Origin of the sequence: Spirillospora sp. NPDC046719, from assembly GCF_040645715.1 — a bacterium.
GTDB lineage: Bacteria > Actinomycetota > Actinomycetes > Streptosporangiales > Streptosporangiaceae > Spirillospora.
Map to the genome: position 1 here is coordinate 15,671 of NZ_JBEYYT010000062.1, position 17,104 is coordinate 32,774.

16 protein-coding genes and 2 pseudogenes are annotated in these 17,104 nt (G+C 68.7%); 11 read left to right on the forward strand and 7 right to left on the reverse strand.

The window, feature by feature from the left end; translation table 11 throughout:
- Positions 1–21: 21 nt before the first annotated feature.
- Together ABZ914_RS13905 and ABZ914_RS13910 are read right to left on the reverse strand one after the other, a co-directional pair.
- Positions 22–231: pseudogene (locus ABZ914_RS13905) on the reverse strand (hypothetical protein); the annotation flags it as partial.
- A gap of 1,044 nt (positions 232–1,275) precedes the next feature.
- A complete protein-coding gene (locus ABZ914_RS13910; protein WP_500193312.1) occupies positions 1,276–2,292 on the reverse strand; it encodes a serine/threonine-protein kinase in 1,017 nt (338 codons plus the stop codon).
- Positions 2,293–3,166: 874 nt separating this feature from the next.
- Here ABZ914_RS13910 and ABZ914_RS13915 point away from each other — a divergent pair.
- A pseudogene (locus tag ABZ914_RS13915) lies at positions 3,167–3,426 on the forward strand (transposase); the annotation flags it as partial.
- A gap of 297 nt (positions 3,427–3,723) precedes the next feature.
- Positions 3,724–4,365, forward strand: a complete 642-nt coding sequence (locus tag ABZ914_RS13920) for a hypothetical protein (protein WP_500193313.1) — start codon at positions 3,724–3,726, stop codon at positions 4,363–4,365.
- 280 nt (positions 4,366–4,645) lie between these two features.
- Here the strand turns inward: ABZ914_RS13920 and ABZ914_RS13925 are convergent, their stop codons facing one another.
- Positions 4,646–5,131, reverse strand: coding sequence for a MarR family winged helix-turn-helix transcriptional regulator (locus ABZ914_RS13925; RefSeq protein WP_500193314.1), 486 nt, complete (start codon positions 5,129–5,131; stop codon positions 4,646–4,648).
- A gap of 119 nt (positions 5,132–5,250) precedes the next feature.
- Between ABZ914_RS13925 and ABZ914_RS13930 the strand changes: the two genes are divergently transcribed.
- From ABZ914_RS13930 to ABZ914_RS13940, 3 genes are all read left to right on the forward strand, one after another.
- A complete protein-coding gene (locus ABZ914_RS13930; RefSeq protein WP_500193315.1) occupies positions 5,251–5,529 on the forward strand; it encodes a DUF6069 family protein in 279 nt (92 codons plus the stop codon).
- Positions 5,526–5,975, forward strand: a complete 450-nt coding sequence (locus tag ABZ914_RS13935) for a nitroreductase family deazaflavin-dependent oxidoreductase (RefSeq protein WP_500193316.1) — start codon at positions 5,526–5,528, stop codon at positions 5,973–5,975. Before ABZ914_RS13930 ends, ABZ914_RS13935 begins: the two co-directional genes overlap by 4 nt.
- 202 nt (positions 5,976–6,177) lie before the next feature.
- The gene (locus tag ABZ914_RS13940) at positions 6,178–6,561 is read left to right on the forward strand and encodes a hypothetical protein (protein ID WP_500193317.1); all 384 of its coding nucleotides are present in this window, start codon (positions 6,178–6,180) and stop codon (positions 6,559–6,561) included.
- A 1,041-nt stretch (positions 6,562–7,602) separates the two neighbouring features.
- Here the strand turns inward: ABZ914_RS13940 and ABZ914_RS13945 are convergent.
- Genes ABZ914_RS13945 through ABZ914_RS13955 form a run of 3 tightly spaced genes read right to left on the reverse strand, consistent with a single transcriptional unit; the run spans position 7,603 to position 9,472 of the window.
- Positions 7,603–7,809 (reverse strand): 4-oxalocrotonate tautomerase family protein, encoded by a 207-nt coding sequence (locus ABZ914_RS13945; protein ID WP_131760693.1) that lies wholly within the window; start codon positions 7,807–7,809, stop codon positions 7,603–7,605.
- A 23-nt stretch (positions 7,810–7,832) separates the two neighbouring features.
- Complete coding sequence (locus ABZ914_RS13950) at positions 7,833–8,738, reverse strand: SDR family NAD(P)-dependent oxidoreductase (RefSeq protein ID WP_500193318.1); 906 nt, start codon at positions 8,736–8,738, stop codon at positions 7,833–7,835.
- Positions 8,738–9,472, reverse strand: coding sequence for an SDR family oxidoreductase (locus ABZ914_RS13955; protein ID WP_190853398.1), 735 nt, complete (start codon positions 9,470–9,472; stop codon positions 8,738–8,740). Before ABZ914_RS13955 ends, ABZ914_RS13950 begins: the two co-directional genes overlap by 1 nt.
- 110 nt (positions 9,473–9,582) lie before the next feature.
- Here ABZ914_RS13955 and ABZ914_RS13960 point away from each other — a divergent pair, with 110 nt between their 5' ends.
- The 5 genes from ABZ914_RS13960 (at position 9,583) to ABZ914_RS13980 (ending at position 14,750) form a co-directional block, all read left to right on the forward strand.
- The gene (locus ABZ914_RS13960) at positions 9,583–10,281 is read left to right on the forward strand and encodes a TetR/AcrR family transcriptional regulator (protein WP_500193319.1); all 699 of its coding nucleotides are present in this window, start codon (positions 9,583–9,585) and stop codon (positions 10,279–10,281) included.
- Between the two features lie 1,265 nt (positions 10,282–11,546).
- A complete protein-coding gene (locus ABZ914_RS13965; protein ID WP_500193320.1) occupies positions 11,547–11,849 on the forward strand; it encodes a hypothetical protein in 303 nt (100 codons plus the stop codon).
- 1 nt (position 11,850) lies between these two features.
- On the forward strand, positions 11,851–13,245 hold the full coding sequence (locus ABZ914_RS13970) for a tyrosinase family protein (RefSeq protein WP_500193321.1): 1,395 nt from the start codon (positions 11,851–11,853) through the stop codon (positions 13,243–13,245).
- 265 nt (positions 13,246–13,510) lie between these two features.
- Positions 13,511–14,359, forward strand: coding sequence for a site-specific integrase (locus tag ABZ914_RS13975; protein ID WP_500193322.1), 849 nt, complete (start codon positions 13,511–13,513; stop codon positions 14,357–14,359).
- Between the two features lie 49 nt (positions 14,360–14,408).
- Positions 14,409–14,750, forward strand: coding sequence for a hypothetical protein (locus ABZ914_RS13980; RefSeq protein WP_500193325.1), 342 nt, complete (start codon positions 14,409–14,411; stop codon positions 14,748–14,750).
- Here the strand turns inward: ABZ914_RS13980 and ABZ914_RS13985 are convergent.
- On the reverse strand, positions 14,671–14,907 hold the full coding sequence (locus tag ABZ914_RS13985) for a transposase (RefSeq protein ID WP_500193323.1): 237 nt from the start codon (positions 14,905–14,907) through the stop codon (positions 14,671–14,673). The two genes, ABZ914_RS13980 and ABZ914_RS13985, sit on opposite strands and share 80 nt — an antisense overlap.
- 295 nt (positions 14,908–15,202) lie before the next feature.
- Between ABZ914_RS13985 and ABZ914_RS13990 the strand changes: the two genes are divergently transcribed.
- Positions 15,203–16,786: a serine/threonine-protein kinase gene (locus ABZ914_RS13990; protein WP_500193324.1), complete on the forward strand. Its 1,584-nt coding sequence runs from the start codon at positions 15,203–15,205 to the stop codon at positions 16,784–16,786.
- Positions 16,787–17,104: the final 318 nt, after the last annotated feature.

Genomic DNA, 17,104 nt, shown 5'->3' on the forward strand with positions numbered 1-17,104 from the left:
TTTGGTTTCGTGTCAGGTGCCTCAGGTGGGGGGATTCGCCGGTGAGGCGCTCATGAGGTCGATCATTGCGAGGTGGATCACCGGGGTGGAACTGGCTGGGGATGTCGTAGTCACGGGCAAGGCGGCGGTGGAGCATGAGCCCGCCGAGGGTGCGTTCGACCACCCAACGGCGTGGTACGGGGTGAAAGCTCGAACGCATGGTGGACGTTGGACGATCTGTATGTCGATGCCGAACGGGCAGTCGTCTGTTGAAAAAGGCCAGCGCACCTTCCTGTACCGCGTCTGGGTAACCCCAGGCGAAGTAGCCATAGGATCGTGCAGCTCGACGTCAGGCAAACCGTGGGCCGCCGTCGTCCGCCGATGGGATGCGTCCGAGGAGGCGGCAGGCGGCCCAGACCGTGACGCCGGTCGCGGTCAGGACGGGGACTCTTCCGGCCGCGGCCAGGCACGAGGTAAGCGGACCGGTGTGCAACGCCGTCTCGGGGAGCAGGACGGCCTGGGCGTCGGGGTGAGCGGCGGCGCGCACCAGACTGATGATCCGATCGGGCGTCCAGGCCGCCAGGTCGCGGTCGGACGGCGCGTCGGCGTCCGCCCGGTGGACGGCCTGGGTGCCGCCTTCGCGGACGCGGTCGGCGAAGTGCTCGGCACGGGAACGAGACGTCGCTGCGGCTCATCCAGTGCATCGACCTGCGCTGCGCGTCCCCCGGACAACCACCGTGGCGCGTTTCCCGCAGCCACCCCTGCGGACCCTCGACCGGCCGCTCCCCATCATCAGCGACGCCGGCGGCCGCCGCTGATCGCCTCTGGAGGCCATACGAACGGGCCGCAGCAACTGCCGTCGACGACGAAGTACCAGATGTGGTGGCTCAGCCCGGCCGCTCCGCGCTCCACCGGGAAACCCCGACCTAATGGAGAAGACGCGCCCCGTCGTCACAACAGGCCTCGGCGAAGCGCAGCATCTCGGCGTCACCATCGAACCCGCCGGTGGCTCCTCCCAGCCGAGCAGCGTCTGACCACCGCCGAGCATCGCCACGCCTGGGCCGCGAAGGCACGCGACCTCACCTCCCGCTACGGTGAAGACCACACGCGCACCACGAGGGGACGGCCTGCCCCACTCTCCAGAACCAGCCCCAAGAACAGGGCTGGACCAGACTGGTGAGCCAAAGCTGAGACGTCATGGTCCCAAGTGCGGATCGGGCAGGTCCTGCACCACCGGGTCCCATCGATCCGCGCGCCCGGCACTGCCGTTCCGGAGACGCTCAGCGCTAGTGCTGATCAAGACGACGAGGGGCGGCCGGTGCCCCCACCGAGCCATCGGTGAAGTGGGGCCAGGGACGGACGAGTAGGTGTCTTGGCGCGGTGGCGGGCGCGCCGGGCACGGGTGGGAGCTTGGGCGGCCGGTTCCTGAGTGGTGTCGGTCCGCTCGTTCACCGTCACGCTCGTCGAACGGGACCGGGCGATGATCTCAAGCGCATCGGCCACACGTGTGGCATCAATGGGCCGGGTGTCGGGCTGCTTGGCCAGCAGGCGCAGTATCGCCTCCTCCAACTCGGTTGATATTCGGGGTTGCAGCCGACTGGGTGGGGTCGGGGATTCGCGCAGGTGTCGGTGGAATAGCGCGGTGGAGGTGTCGGCCTCGAAAGGTCGCTCTCCGGTGGACAGTTCATACAGCACGCATCCCAGTGCATAAAGGTCGCTGGCTCGGCTTGGCGGGTGCCCCAGAGCGAGTTCAGGAGCCAGGTAACCGGCGGTGCCCAGCACTACCCGAGCGGGTTGGCCGGAGGTGGCGAGGCCCAGACGACGGGCAATGCCGAAATCGGTGAGCTTGAGAACGCCGTCATCGGTCAGCAGCAGGTTGGCCGGCTTGACGTCGCCGTGCACGACACCGGCCGTGTGGGCGGCGGCCAACGCTCGGGCTGCCTGCGCACCCAGGTCTGCGACCTGCGAGGGCGCCAACGGACCTTGCCCGTCCAAGACCGCGGACAGGTTACGGCCGGAGACCAGCTCCATGATCAGGAAAACGCGTTCGCCGTCGGCGGCCACGTCATAGATCTGCACCACGTTGGGATGCACCAGCCGGGCGGCGTAACGGGCCTCCCGCAAGATCCGTTCACCGGTCGTGCCTGCCACATCGTCGCGGGGCGTGCCCTGGTGCGAGCCGGTGAATGGAATGCGATCCAGCAACTTCACCGCGACCAGGCGGTCCAGCGACACATCCTTGGCGCACCACACCTCGGCCATGCCGCCCCGCCCGACCGGCTCGATCAACTGATACCGGCCGGCCAGCAGCACCGAGCCCTCTGCCGCGCGTCCGTGTCGTCCCATCACTCCAGACCTCAGCGCCCCATGCGACGGCCTACCCAAGCGGGCCCACCACGCCTTCCCGTCTGCGCACCTCCACTTGATAGAGCGCCCGGAACGACCGCTCTGTCACACCAAGACCGTTTCCCTCTGCCCGCTACCCGTCACGGGCTGGATGATCGCCCAGCGCGGGTGCGGGCCACCGTGACCGAGTGGATGAATCGAAGCTGTGGGGCCCCACCCCCGTTCGGGGGCGACGGGGGTGGGGCGGTGCCACAGGCCACCGCAGTCCGCTGGGCCGCCTGAAGCAAGGCCACGACGGGGTTTCATGGCCTTCACCTACACCAGCGCCACAACCCCCTACGAACGTCACCCCAGCACTCGAGACGGACCTATCAAGGGCCGCAGGTACCGCCTGCTCGCCTCGCCTGCCGCAGTGTCGACGGCGCGTCCTGATACACCCGGCCGACCATCAACAGAGCGACTCCACCTCACCGGACCGCTCTCACGCCGGGGCCTTAATTAGGCACGGTCGGCAGGTCACTGCCAGCAGCGTCACCAGAAGTAAAATCCAGTAATCCCGAACCGTGAAACCTGCGACCGCCGATCGTGAAACCGCCCCCATGAATGCCAGCGCCAAACCCTGAACATTCCTGACCAACCACGCCCGCGTCCTGGCTGCCGTCGCCGACGCCCCCGACAGGCGAATCCGCGACACCGCCGAACGCATCCGAATCACTGAACGCACCGGTCAGCGCAACCCGAGCGCACCGGAGACCGACGGTTACCTCACCCGCACTCGTACCGGCCGCCGTACCCGCTACATCGTCCACCCCGCACGGCCACTCGACGAGCTACCCGTCCCGGCGAACGCGACGTGCTCGGACTGTGGGCAGGGGTCGGCGGTGAGGGCACCAAGCACTGGATGACCGTGCTGGCCGAACTCCGCAATCGCAGCGTGCAGGACGTGTGCATCGCCTGCTGCGACATCCTCAGGGGCCTGCCGGAAGCCAGGCCACCGGCCCGGCGCGGGCACTTCCCCACCGAGCAGGTCGCCCTCAAGGTGTTCTACCTCGTCATCCGCTGAAAGGCAGGCCCGACGTGACCGGCAAAACGCCCGGGTAGAAGGCAGCATTAACCGCACTATCGCTGCACTACGGTGACCGCATCACCCCCGAAGTGAAAACCGATCACCGCCTCACCCACAAACTTTCTTCAGACAGTCCCTGCCCCAGCCGCCGGGCGACCTCAGTTCAGAAATGCCAGAGTTGAGCAACAGGGACGGAGTCGGTTCGAGGCGACGGTGACGGTGACGGTGCCGTGGAAGGCGGAGGCGCGCTTGTCTCACCTCGTGGCGGCGTCCAGAAGCCTTAACGCGTTGACCATCCTCACCACTTCGTTCCGCAGTATGTAGATCGTCTCGTGGACGTCAGTCCCAACCCGCCCTCGTGGCAGATCGGCTGTACCGTCAGCCGCGCGACGCCGAAGGCAACCGACGGAAGGGCTCAGGTTGTGGATCAGGGCATAGCGGCGCTGTGGGCTTCATCGCTGGCGGTGCTGGGCACGCTGGGCGGGACTCTGGGCGGCGCCTGGGTGCAGCGGAAGGCGGTGGTGCTGCAAGTGCGCGAGGAAGCCGGGGCGCAGGGCCGGGCGAGGCGGTGGGAGGAACGGCGTGCGGCGTACGCGCGGGTGCTGGACCGCTGCGATGACGCGCACGCGGCCTTCGCGCAGGTGTGGGAGCTGCGCCAGGAAGCGGCAGGCGGCGCGCCCCTGGCCGCAGGGCCCGGCCCTGTCCGCGATGCCGCGCAGGAGGCACAGCGGACACTCGCGGAGCTGCGGCGGGCCGTGGCACATGTGCTGCCCCTCGGCCCGCAGGTGGTCTCGCGACGGGCGGAGGCGCTGAGCAAGAGACAGCAGCAGCGGGTGGAGCTGGTGCTCGGCCCCGCTGGCGGGCTCGAAGAGCTGCGCGCTGAGCTGGCGAGCCTTGAGGAGCAGCACCACGTGGCCTACGGGGCGTTCACCACTGCCGCCCAGAGCGTGCTGGCGCCAGACGAGGACGGCTAATACCCGTCCCCGACCGCCGAGGGGCTGAGGTCCGCGCCGGGGCAGCGGCGCGGAGTAAGGCGCCTCCACGAATCACCCGCCGCGGCCCATCGACCGTCTCAACACGCAGCGATCTTGGTTCCAATGCGAACCAAGGCGGCGCCGTGTCTGTTGAGAATCGTGTCGGGCGCGCCCTGCCGGCCGCGCAGCCGGGCGTACCCGCCGTCTTCCACCGGCCTGGTTGGGGATGGTCAGCGCCGATCGACGAGAGCCCGCCGACGGGGCGTGGCGCTTCGGCGTCTCAGCCGGCTTCGGCATCCGTGCTTGCCGATGGACCGGCCAGGACGCGTGCCAGCAGGTCACGGAGGTGCCGCTGGTCGGAGCCGGGGAGTTCGAAGAAGGTCCGGGCCAGCGCGTGGGCGCTGGAGCGCAACTCCCGGCGTTTGCGCTTGCCGGCTTCGGTGAGCACCACGTGCTTGACCCGGCGGTCGCCCGGAGCGGGCCGGCGGGTCACCATGCCGCGGCGCTCCAGGCCGTCGACGATGCCGGTGACGTTGGACGGCTCGCATGACAGCCAGTCGGCCAGCTGGCGCATCGGGGCGGGGCCGGACAGGTTGGTCAGGACGAGCGCCTGGGCCGGGGGGAGGCCGAGCTCCGCTGCGGCGGCGTTGAACTGGGCGCGCAGCCGCCCGGTGACCTCGAAGACCAGTCCGCTCAGCTCAGCCACGACCGCATCGGCGTCGGTGCCGGCACCGGTTTCGGCGTCGGCGTCGGCATTGGGGCGCATGCGACCAGCATAGCCGCCGCTTAAGCAACTGGACTGTTTAGCTCCTGAAGTAAGTGCTACGCTCCACGAACACGAAACTTAAGGAACTGAACTATGAGGAACCTGAAGGAGATGTCGCGATGACACAGGCGAGCACGGGTCGACGCGCCGGCCCCAGGAGTCCAGGACCTGCACGGGCACTCGCCGCGGCGAGTGCGGTCGCGCCCGCGCCGGCGATCTGGGCGGCCGCTGCTCTGATCCTGCTCGCGGTGTCGTTCCTGCCCATCACCGGCGTGCAGGCCCCCGGCACCAGCAATGCGGTGCTCGCACTCACCCACTTCGCGGTCGCAGCCGTTCTGATCCCCGTCTTCTGGCGGACAGCCACAACCCGGGCCGCCGACAGTGGGAGCGGGCGATGACAGCGCAGGAGAACGAGATCTCTGACAGCCCCACACCCTGGGTCGCCGATCACATCCGCGCCTACCTCGAAACCGGCGGCGTCCAGGGCCACCTCTACCAGGGCTGGCCAACGCTGCTGCTCACCACCCGCGGCCGCAGGTCCGGCAAACTCCGCCGCACCGCGCTGATCTATGGCCGCGACCAGGACCGCTACCTGCTGGTCGCCTCCAACGGCGGCGCGGAACGCCACCCGGCCTGGTACCTCAACCTGACTGAAACCCCGACGGTGTCGCTGCAGGTCGGCCCGGACCGCTTCACCGCGACCGCCCGCACCACCACCGCCGAGGAGAAGCCCCGGCTGTGGCAGATCATGACCGAACTGTTCCCCCAATACGCCAAGTACCAAGAGGAATCACCACGCGAACTGCCCCTGGTGATCCTCACCCCACAAGCCCCGCCCGGGTAACCGGACCGGACCGAGCCACCCGCAGCATCCCCGGAGAACCCCGACATGACCGCCGCCGCCCCCGGCGAGCGCACGCCGTCCACACCGACGGCGCCCTTCCGTGCCGAACTCCGGCACCCCATCGATCCCGCACCGAACCCAGACGGAAACGGATAGAGGAACAATGAAGACGCGACCCGCCCTGAGCGACCACCAACAGGCCGTGAGCGCGCAGACGGTGGCAGCCGACTTCGCCGCGATATTGCAGCGGGCCGGCGAGACCGGCGACGCCGACCTCTACGACTCCGCCTTCGCGGCAGACGTGCTGTGGGGCAGCCCCTACGGAGCCACGGTGGCCGGCTACACCGAACTGAACGCCATCCACCGACGGCTCATGGCGGCGAACGCCGCACCAGCGTCACGGTTCGAGGTGATCACCGCACTCGCCCCCGCACCCGGCGTGGTGGTGACACACATCCGCCGGCAGGCAGCCGACGCCGGCGGATTCTCCGAGATGGCACTGTACGTCCTGGTCGAACGCGCCGGGCGATGGTGGCTCGCAGCGGCACAGAACACCCCCATCGGCGAATCACCGCTGCACAACTAAAGACGAGGCAGGCCGCCGGCTCGCGACGATCCTTCCCGGGCACGTAGGCCGCACCCGCTCCCCGGTCCGACGCACGGGCTCCCGACGGCCGGGGAGGGCGCCGGGGGCTCTGCATCAGCCAGCACCAGAGCCCGGTGGTCGGGCTACTTCCCTGCCTTGGGGAACCCTCCCGGCCTGGGACGATCGCCCCTCTTGCACCCTTACCCCGCAAAGCGTGCAGGCCCAGACTTCTCCGCTCGAGGGGAGGGTTCGGGCCTGCACGGTGTGATGGTTCGTCACGGCGCGCTCGGCGCGGCCGCCGCGACGGTTCAGCCTGGTCATGCCGAGGCGGGCTGTGTGTGAGCAGACGGTGCCGCAGGCCCGGGACCGCATGGCAATGGGCGTTATCGCCTACTCGGCCGGGCTCTCCCGGAGTGCGTTCGAGGGGCCGGCAGCGCTGCCACCAGGCGCTTGTTTGGCCCTGCCCGGTCCGGGCATCGCCACCCGCGCGGCCCGCCCCCGCACCGAGCGTTTCCCCGGTCGCCGGCGGGGCGGCCGGGCCGCGACCGGGAACCGGTCCTCCCGGGGTCCGCTGGCGTGCGGTCGGATCCCGGGAGGGCGCTCACATATACCGGCGCCGCCCCCCTCCGGCGCCGGGGCTCGGGGACGAGCGGCCTCGTCCCCGAGCTCCACCGAGCCCCAGACAGCGCGCGAGAGAGAAGGCGCTGGACTCGCGCGCCTGACCGCCGCGCTCGCCGCCTTGCCGGACCCCCGGCAGTCGGTGACCGGGGTGGGATCGGGTCCACCGGCGGGCGTGAGGCGCTGGGATGACACGCGTTCCACCCGATCCACACGCGCCGCGATCTACAGGAAGCGCTGGCCGCCCTGTACGGGGCGTACGAGGGCGGAACACCTCCTGCGGAAGGCCGAGAGCCTGGGCCTCGGCCGTGGAGTCGAACTCGACCCGGTGCCCGCTCACCGGCCGCGCGCGGCGCGCGGGGCGCCCTTCATTGTCGCTGGCAAGTAGGCCGGGGCCGGGCGGCTGCCCGGCCCCGGGGTGGGTCAACTGCGGCCGAGCATCTCAGCGGTGAGGATGTTGCCGCCGAGCCCCCAGCCGCCGTCGGGGACCTCGTCGACGAGGACCAGGGTGGTCGCCCTGGCACGCTCGCCGTACACGTCGGCGTAGGCGTCGGTGACGGCGTCGATGAGCTTCTTCTTGGACTCGGGGGTCAGGGTGTCGGCGGGGACCTTGAGGTTGGCGAACGGCATGACGATTCCTTTCGTTGGGTGATTCAGAGGGAGGCGGTCGAGGACAGCAGGTCCTCGATGCCTACGCGTTGGTAGAACTCGGCGCGGATCCGGTCGGCGACGATGGAGACCACCTCGCTGCCGTCCTTGCTGGGATCGACGTGGCTGCGGAACGGCCGCCGGCCCGCTGGGAGACCGACGATGCGGACGATCTCGTCGGCGACGGACTCCGCCTTGGCGTCCAGTGGGATCAGGCGGTTCAGCCGGTCGGTCAGGCCGGCGCGGAGCTCGCCGTAAGGCTCCTCGTAGGCCTTGTCGCGGGCCGTGTCCGATGGGCCGCCCGCGTTGGCGAAGTGGTTGGTGCCCGAGGTGAAGGCACCGGGGACGACGATGGAGGTCTCGATGCCGAACCGGATGAGCTCGGCGGCGTAGCTCTCCGCGAGGGCGTCCATGGCAGCCTTGGCCGCGAAGTACGGGGCGAGGAACGGCGGGTGGCCGCCTCGGGTGGAGGAGCTTCCCACCCACACCAGCAACCCGGAGCCCTGCCCGCGCAGGTGCGGCAGTGCGGCGCGGTTGACCCGCTGGGAGCCGAGGACGTTGACGTCGTAGACGGCGGCGAGGTCCTCGGCCGTGAACGCCTCGGCCGGACCCAGGACCATGTGGCCCGCGTTGTGGACGACGGCGTCGAGGCGGCCGTACCGGTCCATGACGGTGCCGACGGCCAGGTCGGCGGACTCCTGCGACTGCACGTCCAGCTCGACCGCTGACAGCGCGAGGTCCTCCTCGGCGGCGAGCCGGTGCAGGGCGGCGACGGCGGGTGCGTTGCGGTCCGCGGTCCGCCGCATGCCGGCGGCGACGGCGTGCCCGTCCCGTGCCAGGGCCACGGCCGTCAGCCGGCCGAACCCGCTGGAGGCCCCGGTGACGACGATGACCTGTCGCGCGGCGGCCATCAGATGATGCCACCGTTCGCGCGCACGACCTGCCCGTTGATCCAGTGCCCGGCAGGGCTGGCCAGGAAGGACACGACCTCGGCGATGTCCTCGGGGGTGCCGAGCCGCTCCAGCGGCGGCTGCTTGGCGAGATGCTCGATCGTCGCCTCGTCCTTGCCGTCTAGGAACAGTTCGGTGGCGGTCGGGCCGGGCGCGACGGCGTTGACGGTGATGTCGCGTCCGCGAAGCTCGCGGGCGAGCACCAGCGTCATCGCCTCGACGGCACCCTTGCTCGCGGCGTACGCCCCGTAGCTCGGGAACTGCAGGCCGACCACGGAGGTGGACAGGTTCACGATCGCGCCCCCGTCGCGGACGCGGCGGGCGGCCTCCCGGGCCATCACGAACGCGCCGCGGATGTTGGTGCGGTGCAGGGCGTCCAGCTCGTCCAGATCGAGGTCGGCGATCGGGGACAGCGCCAGCCGTCCCGCCGAGTTGACGACCACATCGACCCCGCCGAAGGACTTCTCGGCGGCGTCGAACATCTCCGCGACGGCGCCCTCGTCGGCGACGTCGGCCTGGACCGGGATCGCCCGGCCACCGGACGCCGTGATCTCCTCCACCACCCGCGCCGCGGCGGAGGCCGCCCCCTGAAAACCCACCGCGACCGCGAAGCCGCGTGCCGCCAGCGCCGCCGCGATCGCCTTGCCTATCCCGCGAGAGCCGCCACTGACGACGGCCACACGCTGATCACTCATGGAGAAACCCCCTGCCCTTATCGTCGATACGAAACATTCATATCGACGTTACGATCTCACCGTAGCACACGGTCGTAGCATTGTTAGCGGCTGGCGGTATCATCGATCGCATGGCAGAGACGGACCCGCTTCGCGCGGCGATGATCGAGGCCGCGGAGCGGCAGCTGGCGTCGTCCTCGGACCACGAGGTCGCCACCCGCGCGGTCTGCGAGGCGGTCGGGGTGAGCCAGCCCGTGCTCTACCGGCTGTTCGGTGACAAACGCGGGCTGCTGGACGCCGTCGCCGACCACGGGTACGAGCGGTACACCGCACTCAAGGCCGCCCAGGAGCAGACCGGCGACCCGGTCGCCGATCTGCACGCCGGGTGGGACGGCCACATGGCGTTCGCCCAGGAGAACCCGGCCCTCTACCAGCTGATGTTCACGCCGCGCCCGTGGTCGCACTCGACGGCGCGAGAGCGCGTGATGGACCTGCTGGTGGCCGCGCTCACACGGTGCGCGGCGGTGGGCGCGCTGAAGCTGGAGCCGCGAACCGCCGCTCAGCTGATCCTCTCGGCGAACATCGGGACCGCCCTGGACCACATCGCCCGACCCGCCCTGTTCGAGGACCCGACGCTCTCCCACCGCATGCGGGACGCCGTGTTCTCGCACGTGCTGACCACCACGACCGCTCAGAACGACGCCGACCCGCTGCACACCGCCGCCCTGCGCCTGCACGCGCAACTTCAACTCGGCGGTACCGAGGCCCTCGAACCGGTCGAAACCGCCCTCCTCCAACGGTGGCTCGAGCGCATCACACACCGTTCCTGAACATTCGCGGTCAGGGACGTCAGAGAGATCCCCGGCGCCGCGGCCAGTCAGGTGGGCATGGCGGGACCTGGAGTGACCGGCGCCTCTGCTTGGCGGACGCCGCAGTACGGATCGGGGGCGCGGGCATGGTGACCAGGGAGTCTTGGTAACGCTCTTGGGCTCAGATAATCAGTGCATCACCATAAGTTGATCTCGTGGTGATGGCGAGTCGTGTGCGAAACTACGGGCTCTCGCCAGTTCAGCAGGATGAGATCTGGCAGCGATGACGCGCGGGATCACCAAAGCCTTCCGCGTCTCCCGCCCCACTCTGTACCGGCACCTCACCGCCCACCACGAGGGCCGCGACTGCACCCTGATCGTCTGCCGCAATACCAGCAAGCTCGATGCCGGCAACTGGCGACTCGGCAAGACCGGCGCGGCGAGCAGACCCAGCTCAACACCGACCGCAAGTGGTGGCCCATTGCCCGCCACATCAAAGCCATCGTCTACGTCTCTGGCGGCCACGTCGTCCGTGTCCGCTCCGTCGACCCCGACCTCAGCAAGTGGCGCCCAGGACGATCGCGGATACTGCGACGTCCCGGTGCAGTGCCCCGCTCAGCGACCTGCGGATCGCCGAACAACTCCCCACCCCTGGGCCTGCGACCCGGTGATCCCCGCCCCCACCAACGAGGCAAGCTCCGCATCCAGCCCGAGCCCGGCTCGACCGCCGGTGCCGTTGCAGAAGCCGTTTCGACTGGGTGACGGAGGAACCACGTGAACGACGGTGCGGCGCCGCGCGGGCCGGTCCTGGGCGCCGAGCAGTTCCGCTGGCTCGGGCGAGGATCGCAGCACCCACATGAGCCGCTCCCAGGGCGGGCCGCTGTGCAGCGGCGCCCGCCCAGCCCATCCTGCCGTTAACGCCACCGCGGTCTCCAAAGCGACAACCAGCCCGGCGATCCGCCCGATGCCAGCCGACGATCTGCGGGGCACTCTTGCCGCCGCCAAGCGGAACTCTCTCCACCAGCAGCACAACCCAACCCACCAGGGTCGCCCCGGCCGCCGCCGATGCCCACCACCTCGTACCTCACCCCATCCGGGCATCGTGACCGTCGACCGAACCTCTACCAAGGCGACGACCACAACCGGACGCCCTCCAGCCCACCCCTCGACATATTCGCAATAGTCGATAACCATCTACGTTAAACAACCGAACACACCTGTCCGGTAGGTGACGAATCTCCATTTGATCAGCCTTGCAGCGTAGTCTCGTCGAGAATGTGGGAGTCATGATGGAACGGGGTAGTCGCCGATACCGCGATCACGTTATCGAAATTCGGCCGCGGGTCGAGGGATTCCGAACCACGCCGGAGGCCCCCGCCGAGCCAGCCTCTTCTGACACATCGCGAGCTCCTGTTGAATTACTGATCGATGGAGAGACCGTCGAGCACGGCACCCTCTTCGACGGAACCCTCTTCCTAGCCGAGAACGCGTATACCTGGGGCGAGGACCTAGAAGAGTTGGCGGAGAAGCTGATCGACTATCGCGAACGAGCCAGAGAAGTGCGCGGCCGCGGCGAAGAGGGGGCATGAAATGGGCGTCCGACGGAACTTCCTCTCACTCACCGGCGATCAGCGACAGCGGTTCGTGTCCGCCTTGAAGAAACTGAAAAAAGACGGCGTGATCGACCGTTTCGCCGACCTCCACAACAAGCACTTCAACATGAGCATCCACAAGAGCTCACACTTCCTCCCATGGCATCGTGAGATGTTGCGCCGGTTCGAAAATGAACTACACAGGTACGAACCAGGGATCGATCTGCCCTATTGGGACTCCAGTGTTGAACGGAGCACAACGGGGTCCTTATGGAGCCAGGACTTCATGGGACAATTCGACGCCCTGTGGGGGCTGAATCGGGCCCTGGGGGCCGGCGCGACACTGCCCTCCCCCTCCACCGTGAACAGCAACCGTGGCCGCAGCAGCTACGACGCCTTCTGGCCCGAACTGGAGTACGTGATCCACGACCCGCCGCACGTCTGGGTGGGCGGTCGGATGAACGCACCTGATTCCCCCCACGACCCGGTCTTCTACCTGCACCATGCGTGGATCGACCTCCTGTGGGCGTTATGGCAGCAGGCACATCCCAACGCGCCGTTCGTCGCCAGCGCCAACGGCACCGGGCTCAACGACCCGCTCATGGAATGGTCGGACCGCACCCCCGCCAACGTCATCGACCATCACGCCCTCGGCTACGCCTACGACGTCGAACCAGTACCGACCGGCAAACCCGTGACCGGCAATGACATGCTCAGCGACGAAGCACTCACCCCAGGGGCAGCGATCACCTCGACCAACGGCCGCTACCAGTTCCTCTACCAAGGCGACGGCAACCTGGTCTTGTACGCGCCGTGGGGGCCGCTGTGGGCGAGCAACACCGCCGGTAAGGCGGTGGGCGTCTGCCTGATGCAGGGTGACGGCAACCTGGTCATCTACGGGCCCGGCGGCCTGTACGTATGGGACAGCGCGACCGACGGCAACCCCGGCGCCCGCCTCATCGCCCAAGACGACGGCAACGTCGTCATCTTTCGCACCAACAACACACCCGCCTGGGAGACCGGCACCTGGCTGCCGGTCGGCCCCACACCCGGCGCCGACACCATGACCGCCGGACAAGTCCTCCTCCCCGGGCAGGGCATCCGCAGCACCAACGGGCGCTACCAACTGACCTACCAAGGCGACGGCAACCTCGTCCTCTACGGACCCGCCGGCGCGATGTGGGCCAGCAACACCGCCGGCAGCCGCCCCGGCGCCTGCATCATGCAAGGCGACGGCAACCTCGTCATCTACGCACCCGGCGGTCAGTACATATGGGACAGCGCCACCGACGGCAACCCCGGCGCCCGCCTCATCGCTCAAAACGACGGCAACGTCGTCATCTACCGCACCAACAACACACCCGCCTGGGACACCGGCACCTGGCAGTCGTGACTTTCCTTAAGGCCAACTAGTACGGCAATCCGAGATCGTGATCTTTCTACCGACGGGCCAAGCGGGCCGGGCGGGCGCGGCGGTGGAAGCGGGCGCGGGCGGATGGCGCGTTCGACGACACAGTGGTGCACGCCCAGGCCCGACCCCGCTGCGGGTGGCCGCTCCGGCCGTGTCGAGACCGGACACGCTGTCTTGACGAGGAGCACGACGCCGCGGTGACGCAAGCGAACACCAGCGGCCGCCACGACCCGGTGACCAGGTCCTCATGCTCGGCGACGTCGGCGCGGTCCTAGCGTCGGCGCGACTCGGCCATCGCGGCCGCGGCAGCCAGCACCGGCCGCCCGGCCTCCACCGCACGGAACTCGATCGTCTCCAGCAGCAGCTCGATGAACCGCTGCACCGTCCGGTACCGCTTGACCAGCTCGGCCGCCACGACTCCGCCGCATCATCGTCGGTCTCGGGCACGAAGGATGCGATCACCTCGACCGCCACCGTCAGCTTCTCGCGTGGCACCACCCGTTCGATCTCGTTCCACACCTCCGCCAACCAAACGAGGCGGTCTTCGGTCGCCTGCGGCGCGTTCATCACAATCTCCATCGCCGAGGCGACGTGCCACGCCGCCGACCGCAGATTCGGCAGCGTCCGCAGCTGCTCGGCCGGTCTCGCCCCTCCCCCACCGATCTCGGGGAGGACCAAGACCAAGGTCCGCGACAAGCTCATCAGGGCAGCAAAGGAGCTCGAGGCCGGGGTCGAGACTCCCGCGAACTACACGGTGGCCGACGCGGTCGAGGACTGGCTGTCCAAGGGTCTCAAGGGCCGCGACGCCGGCACGGTCACGACCAACTGCGTCCTCGCCGACAGGCACGTCATCTCGCTCATCGGCAAGGCGAAGCTCAAGGAGCTGCGCGGCGATGACGTCGACGAGTGGCTCGACGGCCTCAGGGACAGGCTCTCCACACGCACCCAGCAGGGCATCCATGCGATCCTCAAGCGCTCAATCCGCCAAGCGCAGGCACGGGACCGGGTCACACGGAACGTGGCCGAACTCGTCACGACACCCAAAGGGATGGCCGGGCGACCGAGCAAGGCACTCACGCTCCCCCAAGCCATGTAGGCGAGGCCGGCTTCGACCACGACAGGTCCGCTCTCTACGTAGGCGGACGGTGCGAAAGCACGGTGACACCAAGACCAAGAAGTCTCGCCGAATCCTCGAGCTGCCCACGCAGGCCGCGGAGGCCTTGCGAAAGCACCACACGCGGCAGGCCGCTCAGCGCCTCAGCGCCGAGCTCTGGGAGGACAACAACCTGGTCTTCTGCACAGGGATCGGTACAGCGCTGGACCCCGCCAGGCGGCTCACGCTGGGAGTCACCGTCCTCCGGGCGCCGACGGCGTGCTGGTGGGCACGCATGATCGTGGAGTCGACGTTCACCTTCCAAGTGATCGGTCCGGCCGAATCCGCGCGGGTGGTGCACCGGTCCGCACCCGCCACCGGATCCCATCGATGAGCTGCCGTCTGGTCCATTTCGAGGGTCGACCCGGCAACCTGGGGACAGGCAGCGGCCCCAGGATGGCCCATTGCGCGTCGGTCAGGTCGAACCTCCTCGTCACCACACGCTGGCCACGAGGTCTTCGGTTCTGGGTTCTTCTTGGTCGATGAATCACCTACCGGAGACCTCGCTGCGTCCGGCTCACAACACGCCGACGCTCATAACTTCAAAACAGGCCCTAGGCCATCGCTCAGTTCAACGTCCATCCGCATGGTCTGTCGCCACCTGGTCGTCGCCACGGACCCTGCCGACCGGCCACTGCGCCGATGGCGGATCCGCGCCCTGGCCGGCTTAGCCGATGCCCCTGCCTTGGCCAAGAAGTACCTGCGGCAACGGGAACAGGAGCTCGACGTGCTGCTCAAACGCGCGCTGCGATAGCGCAATGCCGTACAAGCATTACCTGCGTTCCTGTGGCTCGCCACCTATGGCAAGTCCTATCTGGCCCCATTCTCGAGACTCTCCTGTACCGTGCATTTTGCTACGAATCTTCTATGGGAGAGTCCATGCGTGAGCTTCGTACGGACGACCAGGGGCAGATCGGCGTCTACCGGCTGACCGGGCTGCTGGGTGAAGGCGGCCAGGGTTCGGTGTACCGGGGCGAGGCCCCCGACGGCTCGTCCGTCGCGGTCAAGCTCCTGCACGCCAGGTTCGGCGGGGACGCCAAGGCCCGTTCCCGGTTCGCCGCCGAACTCTCCCACGCCCAGCGGGTCGCACCGTTCTGCACCGCCCGGGTGCTCGACGCGGACCTCGAGGGAGATCAGCCCTACATCGTGAGCGAGTTCGTCGACGGTCCCTCGCTCGCCGAGGCGATCGCCACCGCGGGCCCGTCCCACGGGCCGACGCTGGATCGGATCGCGATCGCCACGGTGACCGCGCTCGCCGCGATCCACGAAGCCGGGATCGTGCACCGCGACTTCAAGCCGAACAACGTCATCATGGGCGCCGACGGACCACGCGTCATCGACTTCGGCATCGCCCGCGCCCTCGACGCCACCGGCACGCTGTCCAGCGCGATCATCGGCACTCCGGCCTACATGGCGCCCGAGCAGATCGCCGGCGGCGCCATCGGCCCCGCCGCCGACATCTTCGCGTGGGCATGCACCGTCGCCTATGCCGCGAGCGGGGCCGCGCCGTTCGGCCGGGACTCGATCCCCACGGTCATGCACCGCATCCTGAACGAGGAGCCGGACCTGCGCGGTCTGACCGGCCCGCTGCGCGACCTCGTCTCCGCCTGCCTCGCCAAAGACGCCGCCGACCGGCCGACGGCTCGCGAGGTCCTGCTGGGGCTCCTCGGCGGGAACGCGTCGGCCGGGGCCGCGCGGACCCTGCTGGACGAGGGCGCTCAGGCGGCCTCGCCCTCGCCGGCGAGTCCGGACGCGCAATCACGCGACCAGCACGGCCCGCCGCACGAGATGCCTCCCGCCGACGCCCCGACGCGGCCGGTCGGTCCACGCGAACAGAAGCCGCTGCGGATCACTCGCAGGAAGGTCACGCGATCGATGGCGCTCACCGCCCTGCTCCTCGGTCTCCTGACGGCGCTGCCGTGGGGCCGCATCGTCCAGACCGGCCTCCTGTTGAGCAACACTGTCCATGACGACCCGGTCGCTGGAGTGCGCACGATCTGGGGCATCCTCACCGCCGTCATGGCCGTGACGGCGCTCTGTATCGCGATCAACGACGAGCTCGCCCGGCGGATCTCCGCCGTCTGGGCGGCCGTCCCGGGGGCTCTCGCCGTAGCGTCGATCACCACTTTCATGATCCGCAAAGCGGATCTGGTGTGGATGAGCACGCATACCGACGCCACGACGCACGCGCAGATGCGAGAAATGGGGTTCGACATCACGAGCTCGCTGTCGGTGGCCGTGTACATCGCGCTCGCCATGGCGATCGCGGTCACCGCGCTGGCCCTGGTCTCCCGGAGATTCCCCGAATCCACACCGGCCCAGCCCAGCCGAAGGAACAAACCCAGGCGATTGCTGAAGCCATCCCAATGACCCCTTCGTCCTGTGGAGTGGATCCCTTGTCACAGCATGACCGCAGAAGGGCCGGGCGGGCCTTGATGCAAAGGGCCTCCTTCGCAGACCTGTTGACCACAGCGATCGTCTGGAGAAGTACTCGTCGTCTTCCCCTCCCGCAGGAAGCCAAGGGGGTCGATGAAGAGTCTGCGGCTCTGCGGCATATCAGGTAACGCCTGATGCCGCTTCCCTGGCCCTCACCTGCACGGTCGTGGTGGGGGGGGGGAGGCCGGTAACCAACACAGACGAAAACTGTAAAACACAACACAAAAAAAACGAAAAAGAACCAGAAAAGAA